Source organism: Lentibacillus cibarius, assembly GCF_005887555.1.
Lineage (GTDB): Bacteria > Bacillota > Bacilli > Bacillales > Amphibacillaceae > Lentibacillus > Lentibacillus cibarius.
Map to the genome: position 1 here is coordinate 2,794,463 of NZ_VCIA01000001.1, position 19,920 is coordinate 2,814,382.

Below are 19,920 nucleotides of genomic sequence, written 5' to 3' on the forward strand. Positions count from 1 at the left end.
GTAATTCGATCCTTACTTGCCAAGGTTTGCACCAACCACCCTGTCGCTGTTTGCTGCCCGGTAAAAATCTACTGCGCATTCACGGATGCTATATTCGGTTAGAGATTACTACGAATATACACGGTACGGCGGGAAGTTGTCAATATGCTTTTGATAGAGGGGTGAGTTAAATATTTACACGAATTCCCCTTGACCTTTATTGCCTTTCTTTTTAGTTCTTGAAACACGAGAAAAATGTTATAATAGCACGCACCTTGAGTGCAGCAGTCAACTGTATGAATTTGTTTACCGTTTTGCTAATTGGGGTATACTATTGAGGGCTATAACCTTACGTATAACTGCTACCGGTCAGTTAATGATCGGCTCTGTTTTATTGCAATAAACTGTATAAAAGAAAGGTGTATGTCAGTATGAATAAGCCAAATCTACAATTATCGCTTCAATCATTAAGTCTTATTGCGGGATTTATGGTATGGGTATTAATCTCCTCACTCATGCCGATTATTAATGAAGAAGTACAATTAACATCCGGCCAGTTGTCATTCGTTACAGCAGTTCCAGTTATTCTTGGCTCTTTATTGCGCGTTCCGTTAGGTTTTTATACGAATCGCTTTGGTGCGAAAAATATGTTCATTTTGAGTTTTATTGTACTTTTATTTCCTGTGTTCTATTTAAGCATTGCTGATTCTTTCTTTGATTTAATTCTTAGCGGACTCTTTTTGGGTGTTGGTGGAGCAACATTTTCCATTGGGGTTACTTCGTTGCCAAAATACTATTCAAAGGATAAACACGGTTTCGTTAACGGTATTTATGCTTTAGGAAATGCGGGTACTGCGATTACAACGTTCGGTGCTCCGGTTATTGCCTCCTCTATCGGTTGGGAAAATACTGTCCGTTTATATTTAGTGTTAATGCTCGTGTTTATTGTATTTAACTTCTTTTTAGGTGATAAAGACGAGGCTAAAGAAAAGGTCTCCATGGTGGAGCAGTTAAAAAGTGTTTATCGTAACCAAATACTATGGTTTTTAAGTCTCTTTTATTTTATTACATTTGGTGCCTTCGTTGCATTTACAGTCTACTTACCCAATTTTCTAGTTGATAATTATGGATTGACCCCTGGTGATGCCGGGCTTCGTACGGCAGGATTTATTGTTTTGGCAACAATAATTCGTCCAGTTGGTGGATTCCTTGCTGATAAGTTGAATGCGCATATTATATTAATGATTATTTTTCTTGGTATAAGTGCTTCCGGTGTACTATTGTCTTTCACACCGACGATTGAGCTATATACAGTCGGCACATTATCAGTTGCTGTTTTCGCCGGTATTGGAAATGGTACTGTATTTAAGCTTGTTCCACTTCACTTTTCTAAGCAAGCAGGGGTCGTCAACGGGATTGTTGCTGCTATTGGTGGATTAGGTGGGTTCTTTCCGCCCATCGTATTGAGTACCGTATTTAATCTAACTGGTCATTATGCGATTGGATTTATGGCGTTATCCGAGTTTGCCTTAGTAAGCTTTGTTATCGTCGTGTATATGTATTATCAGGACAGGTTAAGTTTAGAAAGGAAAATTATCGAAGGCACTGCTGAAGGGATCATGATTACTGATAAGCATGCCATTATTCAGGATGTAAACCCTGCTTTCACACGAATTACAGGTTATGAAGAAGAGGAAGCAATAGGAAAAAAACCAAGCATTCTTAGCTCTGGAAAACATGATAAATCATTTTATGAAAAAATGTGGCAAACCATTCATGAACAAGGATATTGGGAAGGCGAAATCTGGAATAAACGAAAAGATGGCGAAATATATGTAGAATGGTTAACCATCAGTCAGTTGAACAACGACAAAGGTAACCCACAATATTATGTAGGAACGATGAGTGACATATCAGCTGCAAAGGACGACATTTAATAAAACCGTTAAAGCCCCCTTATCGATGATTAAAAATCACTTTAAGGGGGCTTTTTATGAGTTGACACAGATAAAATTCAAGGTAAGATAAAATAAACATGACCTATAATTGGGGGGTACCAAATGGATACAGAATTGGCCGAGGAACAGCATGCATCCCCAACAATACATATGATTCGAAAGGGTTTCACTGTTGGACTTCCGATTATGCTCGGATACCTGCCGATAGCGATTACGTATGGTGTCTTGGCGAAACAATCGGGAATGTCACTGATGGAATTGACATTGATGAGTGTTATGGTTTTTGCTGGTGCTAGTCAGTTTATGGGAGCAAACATGATTGCCGTTGGTGCTGGGGCACTCGAAATTATCGTTGCAACTTTTGTGCTGAACTTCCGCCATTTTGTGATGAGTCTGTCGTTTATGAATCGATTGCGGGATATAGGCTTGAAATGGAAAGTCCCCTTATCACTAGGACTGACCGATGAAACTTTTGCTGTATCCGCACTGCATACGAAAGAAGCAAGCGCAGAAAAAGGTGCTTACTTTTATGCATCACTTATTCTGACAGCTTATGCTTCCTGGGTTGGCGGATCTTTTTTAGGTGGGCTGCTCGGTGAAATCATTCCAACACAATTAAGCCAGAGTATGGGCATTGCTTTATACGCGATGTTCATCGGCTTACTCATCCCGTCGGTGAAAAAAGAGTGGGGTGTTGGGCTGGTTGCCGTTATAGCGATGCTGATTAATACCATTTTTAATCAATTCCTGAGTGACGGCTGGGCAATTGTAGCCGGCACGGTATTAGGCGGATTAAGTGGCGTATTTCTATTGAAGGGGGAGACTTCATGATTATAGCCATCATCATTGGTATGGCTCTTGTAACGATGATTCCAAGGGTCATTCCTGCATTTATTGTTGATAAGCTGCAATTCCGGGATTGGATGAATCGCTGGCTGAATGCTATTCCATTTGCTGCTTTAGGTGCACTTATCTTTCCCGGAATCATGACGGTTATTCCTGATAAACCGGTGATTGGTCTTATTGGTGGAGCTGTGGCAGTAGCCCTTGCATATTTGGGATTGAATGTCATTTTAGTCGTTGCCGGTGCTATTGTTACAGTATTTCTCTTAACGATGTGATTTTGAATATGGATTATTTGTCTTAATCCACCCTGCTAAAATATGGATGACCCCTGACTTGGATAATTCGACACGGTATGTAAACAGTAAAGGTAGTGTTGATTATTGAGTTAAAGGAATGTTGAATCTTATGGGAAGTCACCTTAAAAAGCAGGAGAAACTATGGATTATCCTTTCATTGGCAACAATCCCGCTGATTATGACGCTGGGAAATTCGATGCTCATCCCGATTTTACCGGTGATGGAAAAAGAACTGGACATATCCAAGCTCGAATCAAGTTATATCATTACAACTTATTCAGTTGTAGCCATTTTTTTAATTCCAATTGCAGGTTTTCTGTCGGATCGATTCGGCAGGAAAAAAGTGATTATTCCTGCGTTGATTATCACAGGTCTTGGAGGATTGGTGGCCGGATGGGCCTCACAAGTAATGGATCAAGCATTTCTCGTTGTCATAGCCGGCAGAGTTCTGCAAGGGATTGGTGCATCAGGAGCGTTTCCAATTGTATTGCCGCTTGTAGGGGATATATTTAAAGATGACGAGGAAGCAAGCTCAACGCTTGGCATTATTGAAACGTCCAATACGGTCGGTAAAGTGTTAAGTCCGATTTTAGGTGCGGCACTCGCGGCACTTGTCTGGTTTCTTCCGTTTTATTCAATTCCGGTTTTATGTATTATTTCTGTTCTGATGGTTAGCTTCCTGGTTAAGAATAAGGGAGGGGAAGAACAGGGGACACATTTCAAGGAATATTTATCGATGGCAAAAGATGTGTTCAAAGAGCATGGTAAGTGGTTGGTGGCAGTTTTTCTCATTGGTGCCATTTTAATGTTCATTTTGTTTGGTTTTTTATTTTACTTATCGAGCATTCTTGAAGATAAATACGATTACAAAGGGATATGGAAAGGCCTTTTACTGGCGATACCTTTATTGGCATTATCGATCGCCTCATTTGTTAGTGGACGGATGATTAAAGGAAAACTGACCGTCATGAAGTGGGTGACATTCATCGGCATTATCCTTGCTGGTGCATCAGTGGCGGTAATTCCGTTTATGGACCATCCAGTTTACTTACTGTCCGTCTTTTTTGTTTGTGGCGTTGGAATTGGCATGTCGCTTCCATGTCTTGACGCACTGATTACGGAAAGTCTGGAAAAGACGGTTCGAGGGATCATTACATCCATTTACACGTCCATGCGGTTTATCGGAGTTGCCGCTGGTCCACCCGTGATTGCTGTTATGATGAAAGGAAATATTATTTGGATGGCCAGTCTATTAACCATATTCGCGCTTATTGCAGGTTTTCTCGGATATCGGAACATTAACCCTTGATGAATTGCAATCAGTGGGGATTCTGACACATCAGTGTACATCCCCATTGATTATTTTACGAACTGAAAATATAGAAAATTTACTTAAATCTGTTAATTACCCCTTGCAAATTACTGAAAAATTTAGGATAATGGAAAAAAGGAACGAGGGGGAGTGTTCCATGAACCGGCAAAAAGAAGGATACCGGTTTTATCGTTACAATGGGAAAACACTTTATGCAAAACGGGAGATTTCTTACGAGTTGAGACTGAATGCACAATTAGTGCTGGATGAACTATGTTTTAATTGGAATAAGTTGAAATTGGAAGAAGCGGTTAATCATTCCATTGATACAGGGAATAAGGAACAATTCCTGCGATTAAGCAAGGAATACAGAAATTTTGTTTGGGAATAAATAAGTCCGATTTTCAGCACAAATGCCTTACCCTAAAGCGGTAGGGCATTTTTTTGAATGAGTCAACACAGCCCTGTTAAGGATATAGTAAGATTTCAGTAGAGAATCCACATAATAGCAGCGACCAGCGACCAGCCGCTTATATTGTGACTAATTCACGCCATTTCTGTTAACCATTTGTGTTGAACTTTTGTTACAATTAGATTGGGTCAAATGATACATAAGGAGGTAATACAAATGGAATATCGGGTGGAAAAAGATACATTAGGAGAAATACATGTGCCCGCTGACAAATTTTGGGGGGCACAAACACAGCGGAGTAAGCAAAATTTCCCTATCGGCAATGAAGAAATGCCAGCTGAAGTGATTAAAGCGTTTGCCATCTTGAAAAAAAGTGCTGCCAAAGCTAACAGTGAACTAGGGCTTTTGGAACAAGAAAAGGCAGAGGCAATTGCCCATGCTGCAGATCAAATCATAAACGGCACACTTGATGAACATTTTCCGTTGGTTGTATGGCAGACAGGAAGCGGTACACAGTCCAATATGAATGTAAATGAAGTGATTGCACATGCCGGGAGCAATTGGCTAAAAGAACAAGGCAGTGAGTTGCAACTGCATCCAAACGATGATGTCAATAAATCACAAAGCTCCAATGATACGTATCCGACGGCAATGCACATTGCGTTCGCATTAAAATTAGAAGATGTGGTGCTTCCTGCCTTGCAAACGATGAAAAATACCTTGCATGAAAAAATGAATGCGTTTCAAGATATCGTTAAAATTGGCCGTACCCATTTACAGGACGCAACACCATTGACCCTGGGACAGGAAGTAAGCGGCTGGCATCGGATGCTTGAAAAATCCGAGCAGATGATCAGCGAAAGTTTACATCATGTTAAACAGCTTGCCATTGGCGGGACAGCGGTTGGAACAGGACTAAATGCGCACCCGGATTTTTCGGAGGCAGTTACAAAAGCTATAAGTGAGGTTACTGGTAAACAATTTATTTCCGCACCAAATAAATTTCATGCACTGACAAGTCACGATGAAGCCGTCTTTGCGCATGGTGCACTTAAAGGACTTGCTAGCGACCTAATGAAAATCGCTAATGATGTACGCTGGCTGGCAAGCGGACCACGTTGCGGAATTGGCGAAATCTCTATCCCGGCGAATGAACCCGGAAGCTCTATTATGCCGGGAAAAGTCAATCCAACACAAAGTGAAGCGGTCACGATGGCAGCAGCTCAGGTAATGGGAAATGATGCTACTATCGGTTTTGCAGCTAGCCAAGGCAATTTTGAACTGAATGTGTTCAAACCGGTCATTGCGTATAACTTCTTGCAGTCCGCTCAGTTACTTGCAGACAGCATTCTGTCATTTGACGAACGGTGTGTACAAGGCATCGAGCCGAATCATGAACAAATTGAGAAATATTTGCGTGATTCCTTAATGCTAGTAACTGCACTAAATCCGCATATTGGTTATGAGAATGCAGCTAAGATTGCCAAGAAAGCATTCGCCGATAATTCAACATTAAAAGAAGCCGCCGTTCAGCTAGAACTATTGACTGAAGAACAATTTGACGATTATGTCAATCCGAAAGAAATGACCTATCCAAAATAATGGTTAGTAACAAAGGCGTAAGCGCCCTTGAAGGCTAAGAACGCGACGTCCTGTGCGGGCGCCTGCACTAGTACGTCCTATACATCGAAGCCGGACGTGGCCTAACTTTGCAAGTAAGGTCATCCATATTTTATACTTCCGACGTCACTAAAAAGCTCACAACCCTACATGGGTCAGTGAGCTTTTTTAAGAAACAATTACCAGCGATAATCTATGATAAGATTTCCGTTTCTGCTCACAATAATGCGTACAGGAGGTGATAACACATGGCAAATAACAACAGTCAAAACTCAAACCAATTAGTTGTTCCTGGAGCAGAGCAAGCGCTTAACCAAATGAAAACTGAGATTGCACAAGAATTTGGTGTGAACCTTGGTGCTGACACTACTTCCCGTGCTAACGGTTCTGTTGGTGGTGAAATTACCAAGCGCCTGGTTCAGACTGCACAGTCTCAATTTAGTGGACAACAATAAATAACTGATGGCTTTAGGGGGGATGAGGCTTCCCTCTAACAATAATAACTGACACCAAAAGGGGAAGTCTTTCATGGCTTCCCCTTCATTAATACTTATATTGGTATTTCTTACATAAATTGGATGTGGTGCTGTTACCAATTCACAGTGGCTAGGACGTTCTGCACGAATAGCCGTATCTGTTAAGGTCATTTCTTGAAGTATCGTGATAACAAATGGCCGAAGAAAAAATTTTACGCAATTGATCAATCATGAAAAAAGCCTCTTCTCCCTTATATTTTTTATATTATAGTAATATTTTTAATACATAAAAATGAATTTTACATGTTTATGCTTAATCCAGAAAGGTATACATGCGGGGATACGTCTGTTATAGTTAGTTTAGCCAAAAATGAAGGAGGATCTATTGTGGCTAATATTTATGATAGTGCGTATGATTTAGAAAAGGCGATTCGTAACAGTGATGAGTTCAAGAACTTACAGCAAGCTTACGAGGCTGTCATGGCTGATCCAAACGCAAAGCAAATGTTCGACAACTTCAGGAATACACAGATGGAATTGCAGGAAAAGCAGATGCAAGGCCAGGAAATTTCCGAAGAAGAAGTAGAACAAGCACGTAAAGTTGTTGAATTAGTGCAGCAGCATGAAGATATCTCGAATTTGATGGAAGAGGAACAGCGCTTAAACGTTGTCATTAATGACGTCAGCCGGATTATTACCAAACCGCTCGAAGAACTGTATGGCAACCCGGAAGACGATTCAAACGAATAAAAAATAAACAGAGTCCGCGGCATAAGAAGCTACGGGCTCTTTTTTTATTACAACTCTTTAACGGTGGAATAGCACGAGTTTTGCATTCGGTGCGACACAGCGGTGGGTATAGTTGTTGTACCCTTTTTCGGTAAGTTTCTGATGACCGATGTTCTTCGCTTCATCATTACTGGAAGCTTCAAATGACTCATCAAGCAGTTTCTCCCCGGTTTTGTCAAAGACAGTCAAATGATATGTCCTCATTATGAACCTCCTTATATTGATTATTGAAGGCTGATTATTCTCAATGTTAAAAGATTAAAACTAATTTTATAATAAACATACCATAAAAAAGGATAAGAGAGAAGGAAAATGTTGTTCAAAATAATAATCAGGCATCATATTAGAACGTGCATTCGTTTCATGGCTTTGGTAAAATAATGGTAAGAAGACGTTCGATAGGAGGCAAGGGGGTATGGGGGAGATATCGTTTATCCATGCAGCGGATTTGCATTTAGACAGTCCGTTCCAAGGGCTTTCACACATTCCGGAGAGCATGTTTGAAAAAGTGAAGAACAGTACCTTCGAGGCATTAGACCGACTTGTACAAGCGGCAATTGATAAACAGGTGGATTTTGTACTGCTTGTGGGAGATCTGTATGATAATGAAAAACAGAGCTTGAAAGCACAAGTCCGGCTGCGAAATGCATTTGAAAAACTAAAGCAACATCACATTCATGTATATATGTCGCACGGTAATCATGATTTTATTGGTGGTAATAGTAACCCAATAACCTATCCGGATAATGTATTTGTTTTTCCCGATGAGAATGTAACCCATTTCACCTATGAAAAAAATAAGGAAACGCTGGCGGTTATCTACGGTTTTAGCTATGAAAATCGTTCGGTCACAGCAGAAAAAGCGCGGGAATATGAGCTGGTATCCTGGGCGAATATTCCATACCATATCGCCATGCTTCATGGTAGTTTATACAGCAATACAGAACATGATGTGTATGCGCCGTTCCATTTGGCAGACCTGACCGCAACGGATTTTGATTATTGGGCACTAGGACACATCCATCAGCGGGAGGTACTTAAATCGGCTCCACCGGTTGTGTATCCCGGCAATATACAAGGGAGAAACAGCAAGGAGTCGGGGAAAAAGGGTTGTTATCATGTTGTGTTATCTGAGAAAGGCACGCAGTTTACCTTCCTGCCGCTACAATCCATTGAATTCAACAAACTGACCATTGATATTTCCTGCTGCAATGAAGCACACCAACTTGAGACAGTCATTCGTGAGGAGATAGAGAAAGCGCGGGGGAATAGTGGACCGGCATTAATACAACTAACATTAAGCGGTGCCGAAAGTCATTTCCGGGAATGGAAGCAAGCTGCAGATGAAATGATACAACTTGTGAATGAGGCGTTTGTGCACCAGAACGACTGGACATACATATACCGCTATACGTTTGACTGGACAGAAACTAATTCATTCCAAGCATTAAAGCGGAGTGGGCATTTTGCCGGGGAATTACTCAGACATGCGAATGAGGCGAACATCCAATCATACTTAGACGACCTCTACCGACATAGGCAGGCGAAAAAATATTTACACGCCATGTCCAAGGAACAGGAAGTGCGTGTGAAACAAAGGGCCAAACAGCTGCTTGTTGAAGGTTTATTCGACAAGGGAGGTGACTAATGTGCAATTAAAAGAGGCGACAATTTTTGGTTTTGGTAAATGGGTTGACTATACGATAGACTTTACGGATCATAACTTCATTTGCATATATGGTAATAATGAATCAGGAAAGACGACAATTCAGCAGTTTCTCTTATTCATGCTGTTTGGCATGCCTCCTAAAAAACGCGCCGACTACAGGCCAAAGACGAGCAGCAAAATGGGAGGAAGACTAACAGTGGAGGATCCTGAAGCTGGTATATATACTATCGAACGGCTGCATGACGTGCGTAATGGCAAGGCGGTATGCTATACGCCGGATGGCAACGAACACGGAGAAACATGGCTGCAGGAGCGGCTGAACGGAATGACGAAAGAAACCTACCAATCCATTTTCACATTTTCCGCTGTCGATTTGCTGGATATCAGACACATGAAAGAAGATGACGTAGGCGAAGTACTACTCGGTATCGGAATGACCGGTTCCAACAGTATTCATACACTGGAAAAGCAACTGGAGGCAGAACTGGGGGATTTGTTCAAACCATTTGGCAAAAAGCCGACCATCAATCAGCAGTTAACATCGATGGATACGCTATATTCATCGTTGCAAGAATATCGGGAAACAAAGGATGAATATCGGACGAAAAGGGAAAAGCTAAACCAATTGACAACTGAGATGGAGCAGTTGCAGGTACAGTTGGATGAAGCAAAAGATGCTGTTTTTCGGCTGGACAAGAAACTACAAGCTTTCCCTGTTCTGAAAGATTATCAAAAAGTGAAAGAACAATACCAGTCCTACCCGGAGCAACTAACTTTTCCGGAAAATGGAATCGAGCGGCTTGAACAACTGAATGAATACTTGATGCCGATGAAAAGCGAATTATCCGTGCTTCAGCATAACTTAGAAGAATATAAAACGAAAAGGGATGCTATCCGGAATGATTTTTATCATAGTGATGTTTATGAACAGCTGGAGACGATTATACAGCGAAAACAGAACTGGCTTGATTGTCAACAAGAGCTGCATCGATATGAGGAAGCTATACAGAAGCTAGCGTGGCAAATCGGAAAAGAACTGAATCAGCTTAATGCTGGCATTTCCGTCGACGATTTAACATCGTTGCAATTGCCTTTTTCTGCTGAGAAGATATGGAATCAGGTGAAACGTGATCATGACCAGATTGTTGTGATGAAGGAACAGCTGGAGAGAGAACACAAACAGCTGCTGAAAGAGCAAGCGTACCTGAATGAGCAAAAAGACAAGTTGCAGGCGTCATTGACAGATGAAGCACAGGAACATGCGCTACAGGAAACAATCCGTCAATACCATCGTGAGGAACATATGCAATGGGACTTAGCCGAACAGACGAATCAGTGGAATCAGTTGAAACAGAGAAAAGAAAAGAATGCTTTAAACTGGCTTGTTGTCGGAATTGGTATGTGTGTTGCTCTGATGGTTGCAGCGGTTATGCAGGGTGCCATGTATCTGTGGGGGATTGCTGGTATCATTTTTTTTGTATCTATCGGGCAGTGGGCAGTGAGAAAACAGTCTTTCCGCGAATTTGAAAAGATGTTTACATCCAAGCATCCACAATCCAGTCAAGTGACCGAAGAAATGAAACGGGAAGCGGAACAACTTCTTTCAGAAAATGAACAAAAGAAACAGGAATTATCTATTGTGCAAGATAAACTACAGTCAAACGAAATGGAGATTTTAAAATGGGAAGAAAAGCAGTCGGGACTGGACCAACGCGAAAACCGTTTGACTAAACAAATTGCGAATCAGTATAGGCAATATCCGTTTTTGGAACGGATTGAAATAGCTTATTGGCCGGCATTTTATCACACGCTCAAACATGTGCTTGATTTGCAGCAAGATAAAGAGCAGCAGGAATGGGAATATGACAAACGACTACAGGAAAGCAAGCAATTTGAAAACTGGACACAACGCACTTTTCGTGATATGAATTGGGAAGATACTGGTAAGTCGGTGGAAGATAAATTAGCAGATATGGAGCATGTACTGCAAAAATATCGGGATGATTTAGCCAGAATGGAACAGTATGATCAATGGATTGCCGAAACAGAAGCTAGAAGGCGACAAGTACAGAAAAAAATGCGTGTGTATGAAGAAGCGTGGACACAACTGATGACCGTCGCCGGAACGGATACCCAAGAGGAATACCTGAAAAAAGGGAAGCAACTGAAGGAAAAGCAGGAATATGCCAATAGAATGTCTGAATTGGACAATCAATTGGCAAGAATATTACCGGGGGATGACTATGAAACCTTCATTACAATGGAGCTGTCTGAAGAGCATGTACTAAAATCAGCATATGAAAGCGAATCAGACCGGATTGACGAACTCGAGCGCACCATTGAAAAAAAACGGGAGTTACGGGCGGATATGAATGCAGAACTTGCCGCGTTGGAGACGTCAGAATCATACTCCGAGGCACTGCACCGCTTTACAATAGAACAAGAAAAACTTGAAAGCTTAGCTGAGGAATGGGCGGTGTTGAAAGCCGCTAAGGAAATGCTTACAGAAACAAAACGGAACTATCGTCGTAATTATATGGGACAAGTTACGGACAAAACGACATATTATTTCCACCAACTTACACAGAAAGCATACAATGCCATTTATCCTCCTGAAGAAAACAAGCCATTTCGAGTTGAAGCCAGAGATGGTATACGGTATGATGTAAACGAGCTTTCACAAGCAACGATTGATCAGTTGTACGTCTCCCTACGATTGGGAATTAGTGAAGTGATGAGTGAAAAACATCGTCTCCCGTTCATTATTGATGATGCATTTGTTCACTTTGACCCTTCTCGGACAAAACAGGTCATAGCTTTGTTGTCGGAGGTGTCCCAGCGACAACAGATTATATTGTTTACTTGTAAGACAAGTGTGGTAGAAGCCGCAACAGATGCGAGCTTGATTGAATCCGACAGTTCTGTTCGCATTCCCTTGCCATAAATGGTAAACTAATTTCAGATAAACGGAAGGCTGTCCGCAGTCATAAAAAAAGAAAGAGAGCATATGGAGGGAATTCCAATGCAGAACGATGAAAATACTTCCAATGAAGCAGCGAAGTATGAAGAAACACTCGAGAAATTTATTCAGGTTATTGCCAAGAACATGAGTTTATACGGTATTACCTCCTCGATAGGGCGGTTGTACGGTGTTTTGTATTTTTCCGATGAACCGATGACATTGGATGATATGCGCAATGCCCTGGAGATGAGCAAAACCAGTATGTCTACCGGTGTTCGCGCTCTGTCGGATATGAAAATGGTTGAATCGACATTTCGGCGAGGCATCCGTAAAGATTTGTACCAATCAGAGGAAGACTGGTATAAATCATTCACATCTTTATTCGCAAACCGGTGGCGCCACCATACGGAAACAAATATAGAAGAAGCAAATGAAGCTATACGCGAGTTGCGAAAAATTGATCGTCGAACAGAAGACGAGGAATTAAAGAGTAAAATCAAGCGTGATATTGACAGGTTGGAATATGCGAAGAATTATTATAAATGGTTGATGGACTTTATCCAGCTTGTAGATTCAGGCAAGATATTTGAATACTTGCCAAGACATGATGAAGAGGAACACAGGGATTGATGCGTTTCGATCAATCCTTTTTATAAGGATAAAATGTATAAATAAAGTGATACAATTTTTACTGGCCAAGCTAGCTACGTCCGGCTCCAGTACCTTTGTTTCAGAGGGGGAGGAACTGTTTTGAAAAAGGGGATAGGACATTACCATATTGGTGACGCATTTGATGACTTTATTTTAATCAAATCATCCGCTAGAGGCGTTGCCAGCAATGGGAAACCATTTTTGACATTAATCCTGCGTGATGCGACCGGTGAAATTGAAGCAAAGTTATGGGAAATTACGAAAGAGGACGAAGAGGTGTTTATCCCGGAACAAATTGTCAGGCTTACTGGTGAAGTGAACCAGTTCCGCGGGAAGCCACAGCTGAAAATTTTTTCTATCCGGCCATCCAACGCGAGCGATGGTGTCCAGGTAGATGATTTCGTCGCAAAGGCTCCGGTGGAAAAGGAAGTACTCATGGAAAAATTGACAGAAGCGATTTTTGAAATGCAAAACCCATCATTGCAACGAATGGTACGGGCGCTCGTGAAAAAGTATCAGGAGGGCTTGCTAACCTATCCAGCGGCGACAAAGAATCATCACGAATATGTATCAGGACTTCTTCACCATATTGTCAGCATGCTGTCGCTGGCGAAAGAGCTGCATACCTTGTATCCGGAAACAAATAAGGATTTACTGTACGCAGGCGTTATTCTGCATGATCTTGGGAAAGTGAAGGAACTCTCAGGCGTCGTTACCACTTCATATACACTGGAAGGGAAACTGCTTGGGCACATTCCTATGATGGTCGAAGAAATCGGAAATATGGCTAAAGAATTACAAATTGATGGAGAGGAAGTATTGATTCTGCAGCACTTAATCTTATCCCACCATGGTAAAGCGGAATGGGGAAGCCCGAAGCCACCGTTAATCAGAGAGGCGGAACTGCTGCATTTAATTGATTTGGTTGATGCACGGATGAACATGCTGAACCGCGCCTTGGATAAAGTAAAACCGGGAGAATTTACGGACCGATTATTTGCACTCGATAACCGGTCATTTTATAAGCCCCTATTTGAAGATAATTAGAAAGGTACCCCCATAATTGTGAAGCGACTGTCATTTTTTAGCCCACGTATTCATATACATAAAATAAAAATGATGGACAAGGGGGCTAAGTATGATTTTCGGAATGCCTTGGTGGGTTTTCATGATAATCCTTTTTATATTTTTGACCGGATATATGGCGTTCAGAGCAATGCGAGCTGAGCGCAAACTGGAAAATTATTATATCGAACAAGAAGGTCAGGTCTATATCGATCGTATCGAACAGGAACGTGAACAACGGCAGAAGCAAAAAGGGCGGCAATTGTCACATTAGCTGCTGTTAAATCTCTAAAAAAAGCTGATCCATAGTTATGGATCAGCTTTTTTTCGTTTAAATTACTTATCTTCTTCTTTATCTTTCTGATTGGATGCTTTTTGGGCGAATATGCCTTTTAAATCTTTTACTTTTACGTCGATATTAGCATCATCCAGTAGCCCATTAACTTTTTCACGGGCTTTTTGCACGTCCATCCGTTGGTTAATAATGTCACGGCGGATACCGTCTTTATTATCTTTAAATGAACCGATGTCTTTTTCCGTTTCACGCTTGTCCGTCACCTTGATAATGTGATAACCATAATCGGTTTTAACGGGTTCACTGATTTTACCTGTTTCCATACTATAAGCCTTATCCTCAAACGCCGGTGTCATTTTTCCAGTGGAGAAATAGCCAAGTTTTCCGCCTTCATCCTTCGTCTTTGTATCTTCTGAGTATTCTTTGGCGAGTTTTGCAAAGTCTCCGCCGTTATCAAGTTTTTTCTTTACTTCTTTAGCCGTCTTTTCATCTTGGACTAAAATGTGCTGTGCCTGCACTTCGGTTTTCATACGCTCATATTTTTCTTTCATTTCTTTTTCTGAAATATCCATATCCTCAGCCACGGCTTCTTCCTGCAGTAGGCTTAGTTTAAGCATTTTACGAAATGCCTGCTCATCTTTAAAACCTTGCCGCTTGAGCGCTGTTTGGAACTGGTTGCCTAGCTGATCTTTAACATTCTGCACTTCTTTGTCAATTTGTTTTTCGGATACATCATATTTGTCGTCCAGTACTTCCACCGTAACCATTTCCCGGAGGACATCTTCACCATAACGTTCCTTTAATTCTTGATAAAATTCATCTTTTGTTACATTGCCTGCATCTGTTTCAGCCACTATTTTCGAATCATCACCAGAGTTACAAGCAGCCAATGTGAATACGCTAGCTGTTAATGTCACTGCGATTGCTATTTTTTTCATAAGTGAACACTCCTAATTCGTTTGTTACTTGTTAAATCACTATTTTAATATAACATAAATGCTTCAAAAAAATGTGTGATAAATGTGTAATCTATATTATGTTATCGCGTTTAGTACTTTCATATAAGAGGATATGAGTAATATCAGGATCATTATATTCGTAAAGCGAAACATGGTAGATTGTTTTCTTTCTTTCATCTCCATTTTCATGCAGAATTGATAAGTGAGTGAGTTAAAAATGAACAATACAAATACTGCGTAAAATGGAAAAATCATCGTCATGCAATTACCCCCTTACAAAACATACGAAATTATCCATTGTTTATACTGTACCAAAAGATGAACAGCATGAACAGAGTAAATTAAAGAAGGGCATAAAAAAATCGGCATTTGTAGCCGATTTACAGGCAGCAATCCGGGAACTTGCGCCTTCACTCAGGGAAACGGTACCCGGATTGCAATTAATTATGAAGATTTTATTAGAATGGCAATTTCATTATTACTGTTTTCAATATAAGCTTCTTTTGGTGCCTTAGCAATATAAAGGATATACAGAAAGTCTGTAAAGGTCATTCCGATGTGAATCGAAGTAAAAATTAAAAAGTATACATAATAGTCACTGAAAAAGTACGCAGCCATCACACCGGGTATAGTGATGAGCAATGTTGGTGCAACTGCGGCAAGCAATGATACTTTTTTAGATACATATTTTTTTGTATAATAATTAATATTAGAAAAGAAAATAATATTCTGTTTGTAAATTAGTCTTGCCTGTTTGTTCATCATAATTAGTGGTAACATGTGCATGAACACGTGTATAAACGGCATGAACAGAATCGCTGTCAAAAGCGGAAAAATGCCGAATTCGTCTAAATTACTCGTTCCATGCTTAATGGATATGGGTACATACAGGAAAACAAAGGCTAAGAGGCCAGTCAAAAATGATTGCAGATACAATCGATTCATTCCGTATTGTTTATGCAAATTAATGATTTTCAAGCAATTCATTTTTGATCCCCTCCTATTATTCATTAATCCATTTTTCCTCTAAGATAATAGTACGGAAAGGCATAAAAAGCAATAGGTTTTCAGGAAAAAATATGATCTTTTTTTAAACAATCTAAAACGCTGTCATACCAAGGGTGGACAGCGCTCAGATAAATGCGGCAGGGGGCTGGTTCAAGTGGGAAATGAAAAGGATAACGCAACAACTGCTTTTCACCTGCAAATGCTAGTGAAAACTTTGGACATGGATCAGTATCCGTTGATCAGAATGGTGATTGAAAATAACATAACTGAGCAAGAATACAATGAACTATTTGCGCTTTTGGAAAAGCTGCACCAACAGTATATGTCGCAAAAGGAAGAAGGTTTAATGGATTTCACATCATTATTGGTCCATTTTGCGGGTATGCTGAATGAAAAGTTGAATCCGGATGCGACAATTATCGCACTAAAAAAAGAAGGATACTATCCTTCTTTAATGGAAATGTTTATGCAGATTTTAAATAAGTATGGAAGGTTGTGCTGATAATGGTTGTCTTAACATTAGGGGAGGGAAATGGCCGAAATGCTATGATTCATCGGCCAAATGGCGAAACGAGGTCTCAACTTGTTTGTGAAAATCGATAATGTCGTTCAGGCTGTTAACGATTTCCAAGGTGTTTTCTCCATTGTTCTGGTCAAGTTCTCTTTGTATGGTTTCAAGTGAATCCTTCTGATGACTGGATGCTTCAATCCATCTGTTTACATAGTTATTCATAAATGTTTTGAACAATTGATTATTAGCTTCATATAAATCTTTTCGTACGCCTTTTCTCCAGACACGGGTAACCAGATTTGCGTCAGACAAGCTGCGTATACTCGTGCTCATCGATGTTTTACTTTTTCCCAGTGCTTCTCCCATATCATCCAGTGTCTGCGGTGTTTCTTGTAAATACAGATAAACAAATAGTCTTGCTTCCACCGGCGTTAAGCCAAACATTTCAATTGTTTTGGCAAATTCCATAATAATTTTATTTGTGATTTGTTCGGTAGATCCACGCATAAAATCCCCCTAAATGTCCTGCTATATAAAGATTACATTAAAATTCAGTATAATAAAAACACGATATTGATGAGAAATATGGCGAAAAACAAAGAAATTAAAAGCATGTATCTATATAATTACGTACAGAACAAACTGTACAAATGAAACGTACAAAATCAACGGTATTTACTATTTGTAATTTATAGCCTTTTCGATATATAGTATTAAGAGTGGATGATGCGAACTAGTTAAATTTGTTTTTGCGGCCAAAAGCATAGATTTAGTTTTGTTTTAAAATTTAATCTGATAGAAAAGTTGCAAGACGATGATCCATGTCGTGCAGCACCGCAAAAAGGAAAGGGGAGAACAGTGTGACAGATAGCTCCACAGTGAAGGATGGAATCTATCAAAGTCAACTGGCAGATATTCCAGTGATATCTATCAACTTGGATACAAACAGAATAGGAAACAGAAAAACGAACAATTTGAAACCAAGCGAGGTGAAAGCATGAGTGAAATTAAGGTGAATCAATTGACTAAGATTTTCGGCAAACGCCCGAAACAAGCAGTTAAACATCTTGAAGAAAATAAGTCAAAAGATGAAATTCTGGAAATGACCGGAATGACGGTAGGTGTTAACCAGGCCTCCTTTGAAGTTCAGGACGGTGAAGTATTTGTCATCATGGGATTGTCCGGAAGCGGGAAATCCACACTTGTTCGCATGCTGAACCGGTTGATTGAACCAACGTCAGGTGAGGTATGGCTTGGTGATGAGAATATTACAGAAATGAACAAAGAACAACTGCGGGATATGCGCAGAAGGAAAATGAGCATGGTTTTCCAAAACTTTGCACTGTTACCGCATAAAACGATTCAAAAAAATGCAGAGTACGGTTTAGAAATTCAAGGTACTGATAAAGAAGAACGTGCGAAAAAAGCAAAAGAAGCACTTGAGCTGGTTGGACTAGGTGGGTATACGGATAAATACCCAAGTGAATTATCAGGCGGTATGCAGCAACGTGTTGGTCTGGCAAGAGCGCTTGCGAATGATCCTGAAATTCTTCTAATGGATGAAGCATTTAGTGCTCTCGATCCACTTATCCGTAAAGATATGCAGGATGAATTGATGGATTTACAGCAGTCCGTGCATAAAACCATTATCTTCATCACACACGACCTAGATGAGGCCCTGCGTATTGGTGACAGAATTGCTTTAATGAAAGATGGAAGCATTGTGCAAGTCGGGACGGCCGAAGAAATTTTAATGGACCCGGCCAACGATTATGTTGAGCGTTTCGTTGAAGATGTTGATTTGGCAAAGGTACTTACTGCCGGTCATGTGATGAAGCGGGCTGAGAATGTTACCGTTGATAGAGGGGCTAATGTTGCTTTAAAACTTATGAAAGACAGCGGAGTATCCACTATTTACGTTGTGGATAAGAAGAAGAAATTGCTCGGATATGTGACTGCAGACCAGGCGGCTGAGGCAGCAAAAGAAGGAAAAGGACTTGAAGAAGTCTTGACAACAGATATACCGACAGTTACCCCGGATACATTGCTAACGGATACGTTTGAACCAATGGCTGATGACAAAGCACCACTGTCTGTCGTTGATGAATCAGGCCGGCTTGTGGGTATTATTGTCCGTGGCTCTGTCATCGGTGCACTGGCCGGTGATAATGAAGTGCTAAATGAAAATGGAGGTGAAGTAATCCATGGATAATTCTGGTCAACTATTCCCGAAACTGCCGTTAGCGGATTGGATTGAATCATTTGTCGACTTTTTAACAACATATCTTTCAGCTTTATTTGATGCCATCTCCACCGTTATTGAGTTTATAACAGAAGGTTTTGTAGATTTAATGGACCTGGCACCGCCGATCGTACTTATCATATTGATTGCGTTACTGGCTTGGTGGGTAGTAAACTGGAAATTAGGTGTGTTTGCACTTATAGGACTTGGTCTCATTAACAATCTCGGTTATTGGCCGGAATTGATTGAAACCATTTCGCTAGTTGTTATATCGGTTTTAATTTCTATGATTATTGGGATTCCAATTGGTATTTGGATGTCTCAGAAAGCTTCTGTACAGGCTATCATAACCCCTGTGCTTGACTTTATGCAGACGATGCCGGCCTTTGTGTATTTGATTCCGGCGGTTGTCTTCTTCAGTCTTGGTATGGTGCCTGGAGTTGTTGCAACAATTATTTTCTCCATGCCACCTACAGTAAGGCTTACCAACCTTGGTATCCGACAGGTCGACCAAGAGCTTATCGAAGCTTCTAATGCGTTTGGTTCTTCGACTGGACAGCGGTTAACGAAGGTACAGATACCGCTAGCTATGTCAACGATTATGGCAGGTATTAACCAAACAATCATGCTTTCACTATCGATGGTTGTTATTGCATCGATGGTAGGTGCACCTGGTCTCGGAACGGTCGTATACAGAGCTGTAACCCAGGTTGCTATCGGACCGGGTTTTGAAGGCGGATTGTCTCTTGTTATTCTTGCGATGTTGCTTGACCGTATTACGCAAGGAGCAAGTAGTAAAAACTAGCGTGTTCACGGGCTTTCTGCATCATTATGATGTAGAAAGTCTGAACATATAAATTATTATATCTT

Annotated in this window: 21 protein-coding genes; 17 read left to right on the forward strand and 4 right to left on the reverse strand. The window is 40.6% G+C overall.

The window, feature by feature from the left end:
* The first annotated feature begins 410 nt into the window (after positions 1-410).
* The 8 genes from FFL34_RS13670 to FFL34_RS13705 all read left to right on the forward strand — a co-directional run bounded on the left by FFL34_RS13670 (position 411) and on the right by FFL34_RS13705 (position 7,649).
* Entirely contained in the window at positions 411-1,916 is a 1,506-nt protein-coding gene (locus FFL34_RS13670; protein ID WP_138603904.1) for a nitrate/nitrite transporter, read from the forward strand.
* 123 nt (positions 1,917-2,039) lie between these two features.
* Complete coding sequence (locus FFL34_RS13675) at positions 2,040-2,768, forward strand: AzlC family ABC transporter permease (protein WP_138603905.1); 729 nt, start codon at positions 2,040-2,042, stop codon at positions 2,766-2,768.
* On the forward strand, positions 2,765-3,058 hold the full coding sequence (locus FFL34_RS13680) for an AzlD domain-containing protein (protein ID WP_138603906.1): 294 nt from the start codon (positions 2,765-2,767) through the stop codon (positions 3,056-3,058). Before FFL34_RS13675 ends, FFL34_RS13680 begins: the two co-directional genes overlap by 4 nt.
* A 118-nt stretch (positions 3,059-3,176) precedes the next feature.
* Entirely contained in the window at positions 3,177-4,388 is a 1,212-nt protein-coding gene (locus FFL34_RS13685) for an MFS transporter (protein WP_234031508.1), read from the forward strand.
* Positions 4,389-4,548: 160 nt separating this feature from the next.
* Positions 4,549-4,782, forward strand: coding sequence for an IDEAL domain-containing protein (locus FFL34_RS13690; RefSeq protein ID WP_138603907.1), 234 nt, complete (start codon positions 4,549-4,551; stop codon positions 4,780-4,782).
* A gap of 237 nt (positions 4,783-5,019) precedes the next feature.
* Positions 5,020-6,405, forward strand: a complete 1,386-nt coding sequence (fumC, locus tag FFL34_RS13695) for a class II fumarate hydratase (RefSeq protein ID WP_138603908.1) — start codon at positions 5,020-5,022, stop codon at positions 6,403-6,405.
* A gap of 266 nt (positions 6,406-6,671) precedes the next feature.
* On the forward strand, positions 6,672-6,878 hold the full coding sequence (locus FFL34_RS13700) for an alpha/beta-type small acid-soluble spore protein (RefSeq protein WP_129675953.1): 207 nt from the start codon (positions 6,672-6,674) through the stop codon (positions 6,876-6,878).
* 408 nt (positions 6,879-7,286) lie between these two features.
* Complete coding sequence (locus FFL34_RS13705) at positions 7,287-7,649, forward strand: YlbF/YmcA family competence regulator (protein ID WP_138603909.1); 363 nt, start codon at positions 7,287-7,289, stop codon at positions 7,647-7,649.
* 57 nt (positions 7,650-7,706) lie between these two features.
* Here FFL34_RS13705 and FFL34_RS13710 read toward each other — a convergent pair whose 3' ends face one another.
* A complete protein-coding gene (locus FFL34_RS13710) occupies positions 7,707-7,892 on the reverse strand; it encodes a YhzD family protein (protein WP_138603910.1) in 186 nt (61 codons plus the stop codon).
* A gap of 211 nt (positions 7,893-8,103) precedes the next feature.
* On the opposite strand from FFL34_RS13710, the gene FFL34_RS13715 reads away from it, so the two are divergent.
* The 5 genes from FFL34_RS13715 (at position 8,104) to FFL34_RS13735 (ending at position 14,309) form a co-directional block, all read left to right on the forward strand.
* Positions 8,104-9,336 carry a metallophosphoesterase family protein gene (locus FFL34_RS13715; RefSeq protein ID WP_138603911.1) on the forward strand — a complete coding sequence of 411 codons (1,233 nt, stop codon included), beginning with the start codon at positions 8,104-8,106 and terminating at the stop codon, positions 9,334-9,336.
* A 1-nt stretch (position 9,337) separates the two neighbouring features.
* Complete coding sequence (locus tag FFL34_RS13720) at positions 9,338-12,301, forward strand: ATP-binding protein (protein WP_171046381.1); 2,964 nt, start codon at positions 9,338-9,340, stop codon at positions 12,299-12,301.
* A gap of 78 nt (positions 12,302-12,379) precedes the next feature.
* Positions 12,380-12,949, forward strand: coding sequence for a GbsR/MarR family transcriptional regulator (locus FFL34_RS13725; RefSeq protein WP_138603913.1), 570 nt, complete (start codon positions 12,380-12,382; stop codon positions 12,947-12,949).
* A gap of 120 nt (positions 12,950-13,069) precedes the next feature.
* Entirely contained in the window at positions 13,070-14,017 is a 948-nt protein-coding gene (gene yhaM / locus FFL34_RS13730) for a 3'-5' exoribonuclease YhaM (protein ID WP_138603914.1), read from the forward strand.
* 91 nt (positions 14,018-14,108) lie between these two features.
* Positions 14,109-14,309 (forward strand): sporulation YhaL family protein, encoded by a 201-nt coding sequence (locus tag FFL34_RS13735; RefSeq protein WP_138603915.1) that lies wholly within the window; start codon positions 14,109-14,111, stop codon positions 14,307-14,309.
* 62 nt (positions 14,310-14,371) lie between these two features.
* Here FFL34_RS13735 and FFL34_RS13740 read toward each other — a convergent pair whose 3' ends face one another.
* Entirely contained in the window at positions 14,372-15,268 is an 897-nt protein-coding gene (locus FFL34_RS13740; protein WP_138603916.1) for a peptidylprolyl isomerase, read from the reverse strand.
* A gap of 465 nt (positions 15,269-15,733) precedes the next feature.
* A complete protein-coding gene (locus FFL34_RS13750; RefSeq protein ID WP_138603918.1) occupies positions 15,734-16,276 on the reverse strand; it encodes a DUF3267 domain-containing protein in 543 nt (180 codons plus the stop codon).
* A gap of 175 nt (positions 16,277-16,451) precedes the next feature.
* Here FFL34_RS13750 and FFL34_RS13755 point away from each other — a divergent pair, with 175 nt between their 5' ends.
* A complete protein-coding gene (locus FFL34_RS13755; protein ID WP_234031509.1) occupies positions 16,452-16,799 on the forward strand; it encodes a DUF1878 family protein in 348 nt (115 codons plus the stop codon).
* Positions 16,800-16,841: 42 nt separating this feature from the next.
* Here FFL34_RS13755 and FFL34_RS13760 read toward each other — a convergent pair whose 3' ends face one another.
* Entirely contained in the window at positions 16,842-17,315 is a 474-nt protein-coding gene (locus FFL34_RS13760; RefSeq protein WP_138603919.1) for a GbsR/MarR family transcriptional regulator, read from the reverse strand.
* Positions 17,316-17,668: 353 nt separating this feature from the next.
* On the opposite strand from FFL34_RS13760, the gene FFL34_RS18315 reads away from it, so the two are divergent.
* From FFL34_RS18315 to FFL34_RS13770, 3 genes are read left to right on the forward strand one after another with little or no spacing between them, the layout of a single operon-like run.
* Entirely contained in the window at positions 17,669-17,809 is a 141-nt protein-coding gene (locus FFL34_RS18315) for a hypothetical protein (RefSeq protein ID WP_171046382.1), read from the forward strand.
* Complete coding sequence (locus FFL34_RS13765; RefSeq protein WP_138603920.1) at positions 17,806-19,020, forward strand: quaternary amine ABC transporter ATP-binding protein; 1,215 nt, start codon at positions 17,806-17,808, stop codon at positions 19,018-19,020. The genes FFL34_RS18315 and FFL34_RS13765 overlap by 4 nt, the downstream gene beginning before the upstream one ends.
* A complete protein-coding gene (locus FFL34_RS13770; protein WP_138603921.1) occupies positions 19,013-19,855 on the forward strand; it encodes an ABC transporter permease in 843 nt (280 codons plus the stop codon). The genes FFL34_RS13765 and FFL34_RS13770 overlap by 8 nt, the downstream gene beginning before the upstream one ends.
* Positions 19,856-19,920 lie beyond the last annotated feature (65 nt).